Origin of the sequence: Kordiimonas laminariae, assembly GCF_023008165.1 — a bacterium.
GTDB classification, from domain to species: Bacteria; Pseudomonadota; Alphaproteobacteria; order Sphingomonadales; family Kordiimonadaceae; genus Kordiimonas; species Kordiimonas laminariae.
The window spans coordinates 77825-94426 of record NZ_JAKQZA010000003.1; the positions used below are offsets into that span (position 1 = coordinate 77825).

The following is a 16602-nucleotide window of genomic DNA, read 5'->3' on the forward strand; positions in this document are numbered from 1 at the left end:
CATTTCCCCCTATTCATTCAGCGAAAAAATCTCTTCTACCGGCACATCAAAATGCCGTGCAATTTTCAGTGCTATCACCGTTGATGGAATGAATTTGCCTACTTCAATGGTGCTGATAGTTTTCCTCGAAACACCTATTCTCTCTGCCAATTCACCTTGGCTGATCCGGTGCTCTGCCCGGTAAACACGGATGCGGTTATTCAGTTCGCTGCTCATGCCTCAGGCTCCACACCAAAGTCATCGTCTTCTTCATCGCTATCGTCACGGATTGCAAAAAAGAAAGATACGCTTGCCGTACCTAGCAACATCGCAAGCACGAAATGAATAGCGACTTCACCAGTTATTTCTAAAAGCAACTCCTCAGCAAACATCTGACCATATACGAGCACAAGGAAAGTAAATGAGAACGCCTTCAACGTTGCCTTTTTGAAACCCTCTACAATAAACCCTTCAGGTTCCCTGCATGCAGACTTGTTATTATATCTACGACGCATGAGCGGGATAAATGACGGCAATATAAGAAGCAGCACAGCAATGGCAGATGCCTTGCTTGCATACCCAAGTATCTGGTCCACTTCTTCCGAGCTATAAACCCGCACGATATCCGCCACATAATTCAGCGACAGTACAAAGAAAGCCACCGCAACACGCTGCATGAAGCGATCATAAAGCTGAGGCGTCGATATTTCTTTTTTTGTCATAACAGCACCTTTCATACAGGAACCTAAATGTATCTTTTTGATACCTACAGGTTACAATATGGTAATTAAAGGTACTTTGTCTAGAGGTGGAAGACAAAAAAAAGCCCCTTAGCACCGAAACAGGTAATAAGAGGCTGATTCCACATAAAACTTTTTTAGCTTTTTCGGCTTGATATCCAGCTATCCACAGTCAAAAACACTGTTGATGAGGGTAACATCAACAGGAAAATCACCAATACAAACCGCGTAAATGTATGCCCATCAATATCAAAAAGCGGCTGCTGAAGTGCATGCCCGTATGTGGTGAGCAATAAAAGCAGCCCCACACTTGTTAAGGTCAATTTACGCCAAAGCCCAGCGAGCAACGCGAGACCCGCAGCCAATTCCAACACGGGAATAGAAAGCCCAAGTGCCCATAAAAGCCACTCAGGTATCCAGTGCACTTCAAATCCTTTGATAAAGAAGTTTTCTGCATGCTTGGCTGGTGTCAGAACAAATACTTTCCAGTAGCCTGCCATTAGAAACAGTATGCCTAACATCCAGCGCGCTAAAAACTCTGCGATTACGGTGTTGGATATTTCCTGGAATTTTTTAATCATGCTCTGCCCTCCCTATAAGCAAGGGAGTATTTTTATGGCCGAGTTGGCATCAATCAATAAACAGCTTCGTGACCAGCATCACTCGCTTAGTTCCGGCACCTGCCAGTTAATTGGTTCCTTACCGAGGCTTTGAAGATAACCATTTGCCTTTGAGAAGTGTTTGCACCCGAAGAAACCACGGTATGCGCTTAAGGGGCTTGGATGCGGGCCAGCAAGTACCAGATGCTTGTTACGGTCAATCTTCTTGCCCTTTTTTTGGGCATAACTCCCCCAAAGAATAAAGACCAAACCTTCATGAGCCTGATTAAGTTCCGAGATAATCGCATCCGTAAATATCTCCCATCCCCTACCTTGATGGGATGCAGCATTATGGGCTTGCACTGTCAGTACGGCATTTAGCATCAACACGCCTTGTTCAGCCCAGGAAGCAAGATAACCGTGCCCTGGTTGCTTGATGCCTAGATCTTCTTCCTGTTCTTTATAGATGTTCACTAGTGATGGCGGAATTTTTACGCCCGGTTTCACAGAAAAGCTAAGCCCATGTGCCTGCTCCGGCCCGTGATATGGATCTTGCCCAATAATCACCACCTTCACTTTATCCACGGGAGTAAGATCAAGCGCTGAAAAATATTCGGAGCCCTTCGGAAAGATAGTTTTACCTGCCTGAAGTTCAGCCTGCAGAAAAGCTTTAAGGGATTTCATGTAATCCTTTTCAAATTCTGGCGCGAGCGCCGCTTTCCAGCTTTCTTCCAGTTTTATAGCAGTATCTGACATATTAGCCTCCCTCAGTACCGCATATTTTGCACAGGCAGAGCTGTCACACCAGCATCATCAGAAAAATTCATCTACGACGTATCATTTTCAAATTTTCCAGCATAGTCCAAAATCAAAGGAACATTTTTCCAAGCAACCACTCCTTCAGGACGAAAATTGCATAAAATAAATAATAATTAGGATTATTTTATAAATAAATTCCCATATTTCATTTTTAATAAAAAAATTTTCTACTCTATGACATAATTTCTTCTCGTTTGTTGCTCTAGAAGCGAATCCCTATTTTTTAGAGCATCGGGAACAGCCCCTTGATCTGTTCCCTTCTTGTTTAGGAGAGTGACCATGGTTAGCATTCCTGTTTTTCTAACAGCTGAAAAACACCACATACTTATTGTGGGTGCAAACGCTGCTGCTATGGCCAAAGCAGCCTTGTTTCTTGAAACAGGCGCGCGCATTAGTGTGATTTCACCAAATGCGCATGACGCCATTCAGGAAGCAGGCCTCGATAGCAACGTGACAGGCAGTGAGAAGCTCACCGCTTTTAATCGCGCCTTCACTGAAGACGACCTAAACGGAAAAACGCTGGTCTATATTGCAACCAATGATGAACTGACAGAGGAACGAGCACTGCGCCTTGCCAGTGCCAGAAACCTTCCTGTGAATGTCGTCGATAAACCAGCCAAGAGTAATTTCACCACGCCGGCACAGTTCAGTCGTGGTCCCCTTAAAGTGGCTTTTTCTTCTGGTGGCGACGCTCCTGTTTTTGTTCGCCGCTTAAGAAGCAGCCTTGAGCGCCTCCTGCCCCCTTCATTGGGGGTCCTCGCTGAGGCGGCGGGCAGTGTTCGCGGGCGAATTAAAAGCCTGATCCCTGACGCGACCCGCCGCCGCCTTTTTTGGGATCGCCTTTATGACAATGCCGGTACATATGCAGACCTGCCAAAAGATCAGGTTGCAGAGTTAATCGTAGATGCAGCGCGCAACCACCGTACAGGTAGTACAACAGGCCAAGTTCAGCTTGTCGGTGCTGGCCCCGGTGACCCCGATCTTCTCACCATCAAAGCACACCGTGCGCTTCAGCAAGCAGATATTATTATTTATGATCGCCTTGTAAGCCGGGATGTTCTCTCGCTCGCTCGCCGTGATGCAGAACTCATCTTTGTAGGTAAGCGCGAGGGTGATCACGGCATCGGTCAAGACGGTATCAACAAGCTTATTGTAGAAGAAGCCCTTAAAGGGAAACGCGTAGTGCGCCTGAAGGGTGGTGATCCTCTTCTCTTTGCCCGCGCTGGCGAAGAAATGGATGCCCTGCGCGATAAAGATATTCATGTGGAAGTGGTGCCCGGCATCAGTGCCTTTCAAGGCATCGCAGCCAGTACACAAATCCCAATGACAGACCGGGAATATTCTAATTCCCTTACGCTTGTCACCGGGCATCTGAAAGATGGTGCTTTTAAAGATTGGGCTCGCCTGTCTGGTGAAGGCCAGACCCTGGTAATTTATATGGGCGTACGTGGTGCTCCCCGTATTTCAACTGGGCTGATGGCAGAAGGTACACAGGGATCAACCCCTGTGGCTGTTGTTGAAAACGGCACCCGTGCTAATGAACGCCGCTTTTACGGCACGCTTGAAACATTGCCTGCGCTTGTTGCTGAAAATTCAGTGAAAAGCCCAGCACTTCTTATCATTGGTGACGTTGTCAGGAACGCCGCCGATTTAAACCAAAAACAGTTCGATACCCTGCTTCAGCAGGCAACGGCATAGAGAGTAAATCATGGCTAAGAAAATCAAAGGGCCACAAATGTTAATTGCCAATCGGTTGGATGACGGCCGTGTTGTGTTTTTCACACGCACTGGCGGCTGGAGTTCAAACACTGATGATGCAGCTTACGGCGAAGATGAAGTGCTGGAGAGCTTGCTGGAGCGCGCGCAAGTTTTTGTTGCCAATAATACGGTGATTGACCTGCAAGCGATTGGTGCCGTGATTGACGGTGACAAAGCTTTCCCCTCTCATATCAAGCACGCAATGCAGGCCAAAGGCCCGAGCGTTCGTGCCGATCTTGGCTATCAAACATCACTGGATTGGGAGCAAGCATAATGTACGCATACGACCAGTTTGACCATGCAATGGTTGCGAGCCGCAATGCTGAGTTTCGCGATCAAGTAGAGCGCCGTCTGAAGGGTGAGCTTACCGAAGACGAATTCAAACCACTTCGCCTTATGAATGGTCTTTATCTGCAGCTTCATGCCTATATGCTTCGCGCGGCTATTCCTTACGGTACTTTGTCGGCAGATCAGATGCGCCGCCTGGCTCATATCGCACGTAGGTATGATAAAGGTTACGGCCATTTCACAACACGTCAGAACGTACAGTTTAACTGGCCAAAACTTTCTGATACGCCAGATATTCTGGATGAGCTTGCAGAAGTTGAAATGCACGCGATCCAAACGTCCGGCAACTGTATCCGCAACGTGACCACAGATCAGTTTGCTGGTGCTACTGCCGATGAAGTGGCTGACCCGCGCCCATACGCGGAACTACTGCGCCAATGGTCTACTTTCCATCCGGAATTCAGCTTCCTGCCGCGCAAATTCAAAATCGCTATCACTGGAGCTAGCGCTGACCGTGCTGCTGTAAAGTGGCATGATATCGGCCTTGTTCTGAAACAGAATGATGCTGGTGAGGTTGGTTTTGAAGTAAGTGTAGGTGGCGGCATGGGCCGTACGCCTGTAATCGGCAAAGTGATCCGCGATTTCCTTCCTGAGAAAGATCTACTTTCATACATGGAAGCTATCCTGCGCGTTTATAATGAAAACGGTCGCCGGGATAATAAATATAAAGCACGTATCAAAATCCTTGTGGAAGCAATGGGCGCTGACGAATATGCTCGCCAGACAGAAGCAGAGTGGGACCGCATCAAAGATGCACCTATTGATGTACCTGAAGAAGAAGCAGCGCGTATCAAAGCTTTCTTTGCTCCTCCACCGCTTGAAGTGCTTGAGGAAACCAATGCTTCGGTGGACGAGTTCGCAAGCAAGAACTTCCTGTTTGCAAGCTGGCTGAATAACAACACCAACAAGCACAAAGTACCGGGGTATGTGAATGTAACAATTTCACTGAAGCCACATGGCGGCATTGCGGGTGATGCAACAGCCGAACAGATGGAGCTTGTTGCTGCGCTTGCTGATGCCTACAGCCAGTCTGAAATTCGTGTAAGCCATGAGCAAAATCTTATCTTGCCGCATGTACCGGTCAAAGACCTTGCAACCATCTGGGCAGATCTAGATGAAGCGGGCCTTGGTACCGCAAACGTTGGTTTGATTACAGACATGATTGTTTGCCCGGGTCTTGATTACTGTGCACTTGCCAATGCACGCTCTATTCCAATCGGACAGGCAATTTCTAACCGTTTCGACGATATGAAGCGCATTCAGGATATCGGCCCGCTCAAGATTAAGATGTCTGGCTGCATCAACGCATGTGGTCACCACCATGCGGGCCACATTGGCATTCTTGGTGTCGACCGTAAAGGCGAAGAAAGCTACCAGATTTTACTTGGAGGCTCAGGCGCTGAGGACGCATCAAAGGGCACAATTTTGGGCCCTGGTTTTGACGAACACGGAATCGTAGACGCTGTTGAAAAAGTAGTAGCAGTTTATTTAGGTGAACGAGAAGAAGGCGAAGAGTTCTTAGGCACTTACCGCCGTATTGGCGCACAGCCATTTAAGGAGGCGCTTTATGGCACTCATTAATTTCACAGGCATTGAAGCTGGCAACTGGACAGTTCTAGCTGAAGATGAACAGCCAACTGAAGGCGCCAAGGTTGCTGCTTCGGTAACTCGTATCGCAGACGAAAGCGAAGAATTCTTTGCCGCTGTTGGCGAACTGGGCGCTGTGGTTTCGACAGAAACTGCTTATGCTGATTTAGCGCCGCTTCTGAATAAATTGTCTTTCGTGGCGATTGAGTTCCCAGCGTTTACTGATGGCCGTGGTTTTTCGCTTGCCGTACGCCTACGTAAAGATCTTGGTTTTAAAGGTGAAATCCGCGCTGTTGGCCCCGTGATGCCTGATCAGGCCATGCACCTTATGCGTTCTGGCTTTGATACAGTTGATGTAGCAGACGAACGCAAAGAAGCGTTTGAAGCCTGCGCTGCTCGCTTCAAGCAGTTTTACCAAAGCGATTACCGTGGTGCGGTTTCCATCGCACACGCTCGCCATTCATCAGATGAAAGCAGGAAAGCATCATGACGGCGCTACCAGCCATAAAAGATGCCAGCTATTTTGATGCACTTGATGCTGCCTCATACCTGGATAGCAGGTATGGGGAAGGCACACCTCAGAAGGTGATTGATGGTGCGCTGAAATATTTTGGCCGCAGATTTGCGCTGGTTTCTTCTTTCGGCTCAGAATCTGCTGTGCTTCTGCACTTAGCAGCTGAAGTTTCAAAAGATATCCCTGTTTTGTTTTTGGATACAGGGAAACTGTTTGGCGAAACACGCCGTTTTCGCGATGAGCTGACAGACAAGCTTGGCCTTACAGATGTTCGTACCATCAAACCTGATGAGAATGATCTACATACCAATGATCCAAAAGGGAACCTGTGGGTAAGTGACACTAATAAATGCTGTTACTTCCGTAAGGTAGTTCCTCTCGATTCAGCACTTCAAGGTTTTGAGGGTTGGGCATCTGGCCGCAAACGTTTTCAGGGTGGTGTGCGCTCACTTTTACCGCATTTTGAAGCCTCAGATGGCCGTGTAAAAGTAAATCCAATGGCTTTCTGGAATAAAGAAGACGTAACAGCTTATATTGAAAAACACGGACTGCCACGCCACCCACTAGTTGAGCAAGGGTTTGCCTCTATTGGCTGTATGCCCTGTACTGAGCCTGTGAGCGAAGGTGAAAGTGACCGTGCAGGCCGCTGGAAAGGCCAGAACAAAACTGAATGCGGCATACACTTAAGCTTAGCTGAAAACTCACGAGTACTCTCAGGGAATTAAGCTTTCCTCAGTGTAATTAATTACAAGTTTTGTGCGGCTCTTGATAAAAAATTACAGGAGCATGCAGCAAAAGCTTGGTCTATTTCTGAAATCTATATATGATGCCCGCGAATAAGTTTTTCTTATGTATTTGACGGATGTAAAATAGATCATCGGCAGGAGTTATTATGAAACGGTCTTTATTGCCACTAAACGCCCTACGTGCTTTTGATGCTGCTGCCCGACATATGAGCTTCAAACTTGCCGCCGATGACCTTTCTGTAACTCCCGCTGCCATCAGCCAGCAAATTCGGTCGTTAGAAGATTTTCTGGGTGTGGAATTATTCCGCCGCACTAATCGTTCACTAGTGCTGACAGAAGCTGCGCAGTTATCACTTGCGCCGCTAAAGCAGGCGTTTGAACATATGGAAGAAGCTGTTGATATCCTTACAGACAGTAAAACATCTAATGTGCTGAAAGTAAGCGTATCGCCGTCTTTTGCCAGCAAATGGTTGGTACCACGAATTGCCAGGTTTTATGCGCGCCGCCCTGATGCAGTGGTAAAAATTTCAGCGACGATGATCCTCACAGACTTCAAGGTGGAAGATACTGATATCGCTATCCGTTATGGCCTTGGCAAATACGATGGGCTGTTCGTGGAAGAAATTCTCCGGGAAACGATCTTCCCTGTTTGCTCCCCCGAGCTTCTGGAAAAGAGTAACCTAACCTCACCTGAAGGTATTCTGGAGCACACACTGATCCATGATGATAGTACCGTTGAGGATGAAAGCGCCCCGAACTGGAGCATGTGGCTCAAAGCTGCTGGTGTTGATATCCCAGACGGAACCCCTGCTCTGCACTTTAACAACAACGCGCTTGCTATTGAGGCTGCTGTTGCAGGCCGCGGTGTAGCGCTCGCTCGTTCCGCCATTGCGGAAGAAGACCTTAAAGCCGGCCGCCTCGTAAAACCATTCGGCGAAGCTGTACCAATTGATTTCGCACATCATGTAGTATGCCCAGAAGACAAACTCAAAAACGAACGAGTTATGGAATTTATCGATTGGCTTCGGGATGAGACAGGCAACGGCCCTAGCATTGAAGATGCGGAGCTCGCTGAAGAAGTTTAGCAGTCCCGACACACTGAAACAATCAAACCGCTCACATAATTGTAGGCGGTTTTTTTTGTTTTTAAATCAAAGACTTACCTGTAATTACATCAATTTAAATCCATCTCATTCTTGAAAAATGATATCAAAATGATATCTATTGTATATAGCGAGAGGAGAAAAGAATGCTAAAAGAACGTTCCGTGGGCACCCTTAACGGCATTATGATGCTTAGTGTATTTGCCCTGACCCTGGTCGCGACAGCACTTATTTTTGCTAACAGTATCCATGTAGGCGCCAAACCATTAGCGGTGATCACACTGGTAATATCCCTCATATTTCACCTTATCTTCGCCATTGGATTCTTTATGGTACAGCCAAATCAAGCAGTGGCCTTAACGTTGTTTGGTAAATACAAAGGCTCTACCAAAACATCTGGTCTTAGGTGGGCAAATCCATTTTTCTCAAAACACAAAGTTTCCCTGCGTGTTCGTAACTTTGACAGTGACAAACTTAAAGTAAATGAACTAGGCGGCAGCCCAATTGAAATTGGCGCAGTTGTTGTGTGGCGTGTGGTGGATAGCGCCGAAGCTCTTTTTGCTGTTGATGACTATACCAGCTTTGTCCGTACACAGTCAGAAGCGGCACTTCGCCAGGCTGCAACAAGCTATCCTTATGACGGCAAAGATGAAGATGAAATCGCCCTGCGTTCTCATTCTTCTGAAATATCCAAACATCTCATGGAAGAAATTCAAGCTCGGCTTGCAGATGCTGGTGTTGAAGTACTTGAAGCCCGTATCAGCCACTTAGCTTACGCACCAGAAATTGCCAGTGCTATGCTACAGCGCCAGCAGGCTGGTGCCATTATCGCTGCCCGATCACTCATCGTGGAAGGGGCAGTTGGCATGGTAGAAACCGCGCTCGCAAAGCTGAAAGAAGATGAGATTGTAGATCTGGATGAAGAACGCAAAGCTCAGATGGTTTCCAATCTTCTCACGGTTCTTTGTAGTGATAAAAGCACACAGCCTGTTGTGAATGCTGGCTCCATCTATTAACACTCTCCGCCCACAGCATAATGCTGTGGGCAAACGCATAAGTGAGAAAGGCAACAATGCCTGATAAAAAGAAGCCCGGCAAAAAAGCTTACGCACTCCGTATTAACGGAGACATTCTGGATGCCGTTCACCGCTGGGCCGATGATGAACTCCGCAGCGTAAATGCACAGATAGAATTTATCATAAGAGATGCTCTTCGCCGCGAGGGTCGCATCAAAAAACCTGAAGCGCCCAAGGCTATTGCTTTGGATGATGAATAACACTCTTTAGTAGAATTTTACTTATTGTTAAGACTTGATTCATAAGCTTTCCGCCACTGAAAGGGGAAAGCTATGGTCAAAGGTAGTATCCAAATTCTATTGATCGTTTTCGTATCTGCCTCTGCTGCTGCAGTTCACGCACTACTACCCCTTATCTTTCCCGCCGACCCTAATGAAGGTATTTTATATTCGATTTCGAACACCCAGCACGGAACTTACGCTGGTTGGGAAAAGTGCATAGAAGATGAAAGCTATCAGACCTGCAACTCCGCTGTATCTCAATTTCAGGACGAGAGATTATATATAGCAGCAATTAAGGTCGGCAGCAAAACGTGTGATAACGATCCAGCCAAAGTGGCAGTAACAGTAGTAAATACCAGTTCAAACATCAGTATCACAAGCTTTCATCTCAGACCCTACTTTTACATTGGTGGCGAATATAAACTAACTTTCCTGCCACAACCTCAAGAAGCGCTTCAACCAAAAGAAATTAGAACTACTTGCCTGTTTGAAGTAAACTTCACAGAAACCGCCTCAAGAAATGCTCTCATGAACACCCCGGCACCAATCACACTTCAACAAAACTATATTCGCGGTGTAACCTTATAAAAAAAGGGGCTCAAAAGCCCCTTGATTTCAACATTACTTTCCAAACGCTATTACTAGTGCGAGTGAGCTTCCACCGCAGCTTCTTCATCATCTGCAAACGAACGGTTAAAGGCGCTTGAGAAGAAGATTGCATTCAGGAACAATTTCTCTGAACCATAATAAGTGGCACGGAAATTCGGATTATCCGCAAACAATACAATTGTACCGCGTCCAAAGCGTTCTGCCGTCATCATCGGTGAGCCTTTCAGCTCTTTAATCCGTTTGTCAGAAGCATAACCAGATACAAGCGGTGCATCTGTATACACAGCAACTTGTGCATACGGATCACTCGGTACACGCAGTTTAATCGATGTGTTGCGATTTGTTGCCACATGATCACGCACAAAGCCAAATGCCATTGGATGTGTGATATCCAGTTCACTCTTGAACACAGCACCACCAATTACATGCTCAGCATCCTTTTGGCCTTTCTGTGAATACTTCAAACGCTGCACCGGCGCTGATGGACTTGCTTTCTCTGCTTTTTTCTTTGGCAGGATGTTATTCATCACCCAGCTTGCACCTTGACGGTGCGCGATCAAAGTACCACCAGAACGAGCCCAATCTTTCACACGATCTTTCATATTCGCAGGCACCATACGGCTGTTACCACCAACAAGAATAACATGTGTGTAATCATCAAGGTTCACGCGGCCAAGGCGCTCATTGCGTACAAGCGTTACTGGCATATTCATACGGTGATCAAGCAAGTGCCAAACCTCACCGGCATCATAAGGATTTACACCCGGTCCAGTAACTAACAACGGCTTTGGAGCCTTCAGATCAGATACCGTGTTCCTGCCGCCAAGGTCAGCGCCAGCGTCCAGCGTGCGGCCACTTGTTACTGCATGTACCTGAATATTGTTTTCAGCAGCCAGCATTTGCACCAGACGATCAATCCGGCCCGCAGACACAGTTTGTAAATGTTTCTGTACGATAATGGCACCACGCTCAAACGCGACAACACCTTTTGTGGTTTTCACGCGAACTGGTTCTTTATTCACACGTGCCATAACGCCTTCCTGCAGAAGCGCATTCACGACTTTCGGCGCATAATAATCTGACCAGCGGAACATATAGGCATAATCAGAAGTATCTGGTGTTTTAGCAACGAAGCCTGTTGATGTGACGGCATCACCCAACTTGCCCTTAATACTGCCTGTTACCTCTGCATAATCAAGACCAAAAGCAGCAGGCATGGTCCAGCCAGATACGTCATAGAAAACCTTATCAGGGAATTCTGTGATCTTGTTAAAGAGCGCTTTAGCCATACGGTAGTTAGCTTGATCCATCGGCACGATGTAGCTATCGCCGCCATATGAACCGCCACCTGCTTTCACACTACCATTCACACGGTATGCTTTCACCTTATGACGGCTTAGGAAATCAAGGAAGATATCCATACGAGTATGATCTTCCGGTGCACGGAATACATAGCCCTTCACCTTATCGCTTTTCGCGAGATCAGCGCCTGATTTAAAAAACTCACGCTGGTAATCATGCAGTTTTTCACGCATTGCCACCGCACCCTGAATGGTGCTGTAGCTTGTACCAACATGGTTTTGAACATTCTCTGAGTAGGTTTTAAGCCCTTGATCGCTTTCGCGGGCAATACCCATCTGGGCACCAGCTTCAAAAAGAATACCAAGCGAACCATTCACCTGCGGGTATGTCGACCCTTTACCGATATAATAATTATCAAAGCCTTCTTCAGAGAAATATAGCTTTCCTTCATCATCCAGCCAATTCACATGATAGCCAGCAATCTCATAAAGAAGCTCACGACCTTTTGCCGGAATCATCGGATATTTCCGCGTTGGAACACCAGGATGGAAATAATAGGTACTATTTGGCCCCATTTCATGGAAATCGCCAGAAACCTGCGGTTTCCACTCATGCCATTTTGCAAGCCAAGCTTGGCTTTCAGGCTGAGTTTGCAACAACCACTGGCGGTTTAGGTCAAACCAATAATGGTTAGTACGCGCACCCGGCCAGAACTGATTATGTACCTCGTGGTTTGGATCTGTCGCCAACACATCTGAACCATACTGAGTTACCCACGCAGCACGGCGACTGTGACCATCAGGGTTAAAAATGGCCGTGATTAGGATAACGCTATTATCCAGTTCGTTTTCCACGCGCTCACCCTGCGCTGCAGCGAGGTGATAAAGTGTTGGTACAGCAGCATCCATACCGCTGGCTTCAGCACCGTGCACACCGTAGTTGAGCCATGTTACAACTGGCATATCATCATTTGCCTGATCCGCTGTTTTCGGATCAGTACGCAACAAATGATTTGCTTTAATTTCATCAAGGCGGGCATGGTTTTCTGGACTAGTGATGGTGATAAAGAGGATCGGACGACCTTCATGGCTATAACCAATCGTCTCCGCTTTCATCCTGTCACTATTTGCAGCTAGCTCTTCAATATAGCGCACCATAAGATCATGGCGGATTGGCTGATCACCAATATCATGACCGATAATCTCACCCGGCTTCAGAACCGATTGGTCGTAACTAACGCCTTTCTGCAGATAATAATCCAGCGGTTTGGCCTGCACAGCTTCCGCTTGCCATATGGCAGCACCCAGCATCAGGCCCGCCATTAATCCCTTTAAATTATACATTATGAAAACCCTCTTTTTCATGAAAAGCGCTAAGCCTTTCACCCCAAATCCGTTGAACTTATGAAACGCCAATAAGCTTGCCGTAGTCAATTGCTTTATGTCGGTCGATGGCATCTGCCTGTTCAGGCATCGGATATTTCAGCCCGTTCCCACAATTAAACAGAACGACTCTTTCTTCTTTGGAAACCTTACCTTCTTTCAGCGCTTTCTTATAAGCCGCAAAGGTTGCAGCGCCTTCTGGGCAAACCAACACACCTTCCGTGCGGCCGATTTGCTGGCGCGCTTCTTCAATCGCATCATCGTCAACGGCAGAAGCAAAACCGCCGCTTTCACGTACGGCATCAAGAATAAGGAAATCACCAACAGCCACTGGCACACGAATGCCTGCCGCATAAGTATGCGCGTTTTCCCAAAGCTCCGCATGACGTGCGCCTTCATCAAAAGCTTTCACGATAGGAGCGCACCCTGTTGCCTGTACAGCCACCATTTTAGGACGCTTCGAGCCAATCCACCCTAGTGCCTCCATTTCATTGAAGGCTTTCCACATACCAATAAGACCGGTGCCGCCACCTGTAGGATAGAAAATTACATCAGGCACTTCCCAGCCTAGTTGGGCAGCAAGCTCCAGCCCCATGGTTTTCTTACCTTCGATACGGTAAGGCTCCTTCAATGTTGAAACATCAAACCATCCGGCACTTTCTTTGCCTTCGCCTACGATTTTTCCGCAATCGTTAATCAGGCCATTCACACGCCAGACTTTGCCGCCCATCAAGCTGATTTCGCGAATATTGGCATCTGGAGTATCATCAGGCGCAAAAATATAACTTTCCATACCCCCAGCCGTTGCATACGCGGCCATAGCAGCTCCAGCATTACCATTTGTGGGCATAGCTAATCGATTGATACCAAGTTCCTTCGCCATCGCAACTGCTAGAGCCAAGCCGCGGGCTTTGAAACTGCCCGTTGGCAAACGCCCCTCATCTTTGATGATAATCTCACCGGACACGCCCATGTCTGATGCAAGCTTTGAGCAAGACAATAGTGGTGTATCATCTTCACCCAGCGCGATAACATTCTCTGTATCCACAACGGGCAACAGTTCCCGCCATTTCCAAAAACCGCCTTCCCGGCCCCATATTTCATGCTTATTAAGCTTACCCTTCATCGCCTCAAGATCATAACGCACAAGAAGCGGACGCCCTGCCCGAGATAACCCATGAATTTGCGCCTTTTCGTAATCTGCTTCACCTGTAATACCGCATTCCAGATGGCTAACGTAATTTTCAAATTGCATCACTGACACACCCCGATTTTTATAGAAACAACCCTGCTTCTGGCTTAGATTATTCTGTATGGAAAAAAAAGACACATGCCCGTTATGTGACCGTCCGTTCGGAAAAGGCGTGCAAATGCATCACCTTATCCCGAAGTCACAGGGCGGTAAGGAAACAATTCCTCTACATCCGATTTGCCATCGTAAGCTTCACGCTCTATTTAACGAGAAAGAGCTGGCGCGGAATTACGCTACGGTGGAAGCATTAAGGGACCAGATAGAAATCAAACGCTTTACAGCATGGCTTAGGGGTAAGCCACCTGATTTCTATAGGAAAACAGCTCCACAAGGTGGCAAGCGCCGGAGAAAATAATAAAAACTGTGGGCTAACTAACTTTATGAAACCAGCGCCAATTTCCTTCGAGAAATGGAGCCAATGCGGCAAATATTTCGAATGGCATAACCATAATGTGTTTTATCAGCGGGGTGGTCAGGGACCCGTGATGCTGACAATACACGGATTTCCAACAAACAGCTGGGACTGGGGCTGGGTTTGTAAAAACCTTGTCTCCCGCTTCCATATGGTGGTGCCTGATCTGCTTGATTATGGCTTATCTTTGAACGCTAAATCAGCTGTCTGCACTGTGCGTGATCAGGCAGATATGCTTGAAGCCTTGATGAAGCATAAAGGCATTTCAGATGTGCATATACTAGCCCATGATCTAGGAAACACGGTAGTGCAGGAATTGCTTGCGCGCCAAAATGAAAGCAATCTCTCCTTCCGTATTGAAAGTGCTATTTTCCTTAACGGTGGCATGATCCCTGAACTCCATAGACCAAGGCTTGCACAGCGTCTGCTTGCAAGCCCCATTGGGCCTTGGTTTGCAAGCTTCATTAAACGTGAAAAATTCTTACAAGGTCTTGCCGAGGTATTTGGAAAACACACACGCCCAGAAGGCGAATTCCTGAAAGAATTCTGGCCAGCGATTAAAGGTATCAACGGTAGAGCCTCCTTCAGCCGACGTATCCGCTACATGAAAGAGCGCAAAGAAAATGCTGATCGCTGGGTGCCTGCACTGCCAGACGCCTCCACCAAAATACCAATGTTTCTGATTAACGGCACTGATGATCCCGTATCCGGTGCACATGCAGCGGACGGTTTTGAAAAACTGGTACCTCGTGCCAAAGTCGCTCGTCTACCGGGTATCGGGCATTTCCCGCAAATCGAAGACCCCGAAGCCGTGTGTGAACTGGTACATAAGTTCCATGACTGTATTGTGGAAAAAAGCGTGCAAAGCTGACTATTTCACAATTTGATGGTTTTCAATAAAGCGCTGCTCGCATAGGGTAGCGCTTTATTTTTGAATATCGAGATACTCCATGACTACCCAAGTAGAACAGCCAACAAAATTTGCAGCACTCCTTGCCTGTGCAACTATCATTATGGGCTCAGTGCTTGGTCTTGCGGGCATTGATCTCGTATTACCATCAGTACCTGAATTCCCTGAGGTATTCGGCACTACAATTGCGCGCTCCCAGCTTGTACTCGCGGCATTTGTGGCAGGCTCTACATTTGGCTTCCTGCTTTTCGGTAGTCTTGGGTCTTACGTAGGCCGGCGCAAACTGTTTATTGGCTCTCTGTTCTTTTACGGCATACTCTCGGTTGCCGGAGCATATGCACCTAATATTGAAACTTTGATCGCTATTCGCCTTCTACAGGGTGCAGCTGCATCTGGCTCTGCGGTGCTCGCACCGGGCCTTATAAGAGAGCTTTTTGGAGAGCTCGGCGCTATTCGAGCGGTCAGTGCTATGGGCAGTATTGAATCGCTTGTACCCGGTCTTGCCCCAATAGCTGGAGCATGGCTGCATACCCAATACGGCTGGAAGGCATCTTTTTTGCTCACAGGTATTCTGGTATTCGCCATTTGTCTTTTTGTGATTGTACGCCCGAAACTACTCCCCAGCATCGGCACCAAGAAAAACAGGAACAACGGCAGCTATATGAAGTTGCTGAAAAACTCGACGTATCTTCGGTATGCACTTAGCCATGCGCTTGTGCTTGGCGGCTTGTTGACTTTCGTGTTCGCAGCACCCGCGGTCATCAAGGAAACCATGGGCGGCACTATTGATGATTTCATCTATATGCAAATGGTTGGTGTAGCCAGTTTTATATTGTTCGCAAACCTATCGGGTAACTTTGTGAAGCGTTTTGGTATTGAAGTAGTTATCACCGCAGGGACCTATATCTCATTCCTAGGTACATTAGCATTATTAGCATATGCTTACTTCGGGCAAAACAACCCCGACCATCTAAAGTATATTTTCTGGATTCTAAATTCAGGCTTGGGCCTCAGGGGTGGAACAGGTTTTGTACGTGCGCTTTCTGCAGCCGAAGAAGATGACGACAGAGCATCTGCGCTTATCATTTTGTCTGTCACTAGCCTCGCTTCAATCGCCACCGCCTTATTTGCGCCTTTTATCAAGGTAGGATTAATCGCTCTGACGGGTGCAACCAGCTTGATTGTATTACCAGCAGTGCTTCTTATTGTTTTCATCAAACCACTTCAGGATAAACCTGAGTAATT

Annotated in this window: 18 protein-coding genes; 12 read left to right on the forward strand and 6 right to left on the reverse strand. The window is 47.2% G+C overall.

Annotated elements, in window-relative coordinates:
- Positions 1–9: 9 nt before the first annotated feature.
- The 4 genes from MF542_RS06300 to ung all read right to left on the reverse strand — a co-directional run bounded on the left by MF542_RS06300 (position 10) and on the right by ung (position 2074).
- Positions 10–216: a helix-turn-helix transcriptional regulator gene (locus tag MF542_RS06300; protein ID WP_247017114.1), complete on the reverse strand. Its 207-nt coding sequence runs from the start codon at positions 214–216 to the stop codon at positions 10–12.
- The gene (locus MF542_RS06305; protein WP_247017116.1) at positions 213–701 is read right to left on the reverse strand and encodes a hypothetical protein; all 489 of its coding nucleotides are present in this window, start codon (positions 699–701) and stop codon (positions 213–215) included. The genes MF542_RS06300 and MF542_RS06305 overlap by 4 nt, the downstream gene beginning before the upstream one ends.
- Positions 702–856: 155 nt before the next feature.
- Entirely contained in the window at positions 857–1300 is a 444-nt protein-coding gene (locus MF542_RS06310) for a MauE/DoxX family redox-associated membrane protein (RefSeq protein ID WP_247017118.1), read from the reverse strand.
- A gap of 78 nt (positions 1301–1378) precedes the next feature.
- Positions 1379–2074: a uracil-DNA glycosylase gene (gene ung / locus MF542_RS06315; RefSeq protein WP_247017120.1), complete on the reverse strand. Its 696-nt coding sequence runs from the start codon at positions 2072–2074 to the stop codon at positions 1379–1381.
- Positions 2075–2416: 342 nt separating this feature from the next.
- Between ung and cysG the strand changes: the two genes are divergently transcribed.
- The 9 genes from cysG (at position 2417) to MF542_RS06360 (ending at position 10078) form a co-directional block, all read left to right on the forward strand.
- Entirely contained in the window at positions 2417–3835 is a 1419-nt protein-coding gene (gene cysG, locus MF542_RS06320) for a siroheme synthase CysG (RefSeq protein WP_247017122.1), read from the forward strand.
- A gap of 10 nt (positions 3836–3845) precedes the next feature.
- Entirely contained in the window at positions 3846–4169 is a 324-nt protein-coding gene (locus tag MF542_RS06325; RefSeq protein WP_247017124.1) for a DUF2849 domain-containing protein, read from the forward strand.
- Positions 4169–5824 (forward strand): nitrite/sulfite reductase, encoded by a 1656-nt coding sequence (locus tag MF542_RS06330; protein WP_247017126.1) that lies wholly within the window; start codon positions 4169–4171, stop codon positions 5822–5824. The genes MF542_RS06325 and MF542_RS06330 overlap by 1 nt, the downstream gene beginning before the upstream one ends.
- Positions 5811–6320: a DUF934 domain-containing protein gene (locus MF542_RS06335; protein ID WP_247017128.1), complete on the forward strand. Its 510-nt coding sequence runs from the start codon at positions 5811–5813 to the stop codon at positions 6318–6320. The genes MF542_RS06330 and MF542_RS06335 overlap by 14 nt, the downstream gene beginning before the upstream one ends.
- Entirely contained in the window at positions 6317–7069 is a 753-nt protein-coding gene (locus tag MF542_RS06340) for a phosphoadenylyl-sulfate reductase (protein WP_247017130.1), read from the forward strand. The genes MF542_RS06335 and MF542_RS06340 overlap by 4 nt, the downstream gene beginning before the upstream one ends.
- 167 nt (positions 7070–7236) lie before the next feature.
- Positions 7237–8175 (forward strand): transcriptional regulator GcvA, encoded by a 939-nt coding sequence (gene gcvA, locus MF542_RS06345; RefSeq protein WP_247017132.1) that lies wholly within the window; start codon positions 7237–7239, stop codon positions 8173–8175.
- A gap of 164 nt (positions 8176–8339) precedes the next feature.
- The gene (locus MF542_RS06350) at positions 8340–9209 is read left to right on the forward strand and encodes an SPFH domain-containing protein (RefSeq protein ID WP_247017134.1); all 870 of its coding nucleotides are present in this window, start codon (positions 8340–8342) and stop codon (positions 9207–9209) included.
- 56 nt (positions 9210–9265) lie between these two features.
- Positions 9266–9469, forward strand: a complete 204-nt coding sequence (locus MF542_RS06355; RefSeq protein WP_247017136.1) for a type II toxin-antitoxin system antitoxin — start codon at positions 9266–9268, stop codon at positions 9467–9469.
- A 72-nt stretch (positions 9470–9541) separates the two neighbouring features.
- On the forward strand, positions 9542–10078 hold the full coding sequence (locus tag MF542_RS06360) for a hypothetical protein (protein ID WP_247017139.1): 537 nt from the start codon (positions 9542–9544) through the stop codon (positions 10076–10078).
- Between the two features lie 53 nt (positions 10079–10131).
- On the opposite strand, the gene MF542_RS06365 is transcribed toward MF542_RS06360, so the two are convergent.
- Positions 10132–12744: a M14 family zinc carboxypeptidase gene (locus tag MF542_RS06365; protein ID WP_247017141.1), complete on the reverse strand. Its 2613-nt coding sequence runs from the start codon at positions 12742–12744 to the stop codon at positions 10132–10134.
- A gap of 58 nt (positions 12745–12802) precedes the next feature.
- Positions 12803–14038: a threonine synthase gene (locus MF542_RS06370; RefSeq protein WP_247017943.1), complete on the reverse strand. Its 1236-nt coding sequence runs from the start codon at positions 14036–14038 to the stop codon at positions 12803–12805.
- Positions 14039–14096: 58 nt separating this feature from the next.
- Between MF542_RS06370 and MF542_RS06375 the strand changes: the two genes are divergently transcribed.
- The 3 genes from MF542_RS06375 (at position 14097) to MF542_RS06385 (ending at position 16600) form a co-directional block, all read left to right on the forward strand.
- Positions 14097–14390: an HNH endonuclease signature motif containing protein gene (locus MF542_RS06375; RefSeq protein WP_247017143.1), complete on the forward strand. Its 294-nt coding sequence runs from the start codon at positions 14097–14099 to the stop codon at positions 14388–14390.
- 25 nt (positions 14391–14415) lie between these two features.
- Positions 14416–15318, forward strand: a complete 903-nt coding sequence (locus tag MF542_RS06380; protein WP_247017144.1) for an alpha/beta fold hydrolase — start codon at positions 14416–14418, stop codon at positions 15316–15318.
- 79 nt (positions 15319–15397) lie between these two features.
- Positions 15398–16600, forward strand: coding sequence for an MFS transporter (locus tag MF542_RS06385; protein ID WP_247017146.1), 1203 nt, complete (start codon positions 15398–15400; stop codon positions 16598–16600).
- The last annotated feature ends 2 nt before the right edge of the window (positions 16601–16602 follow it).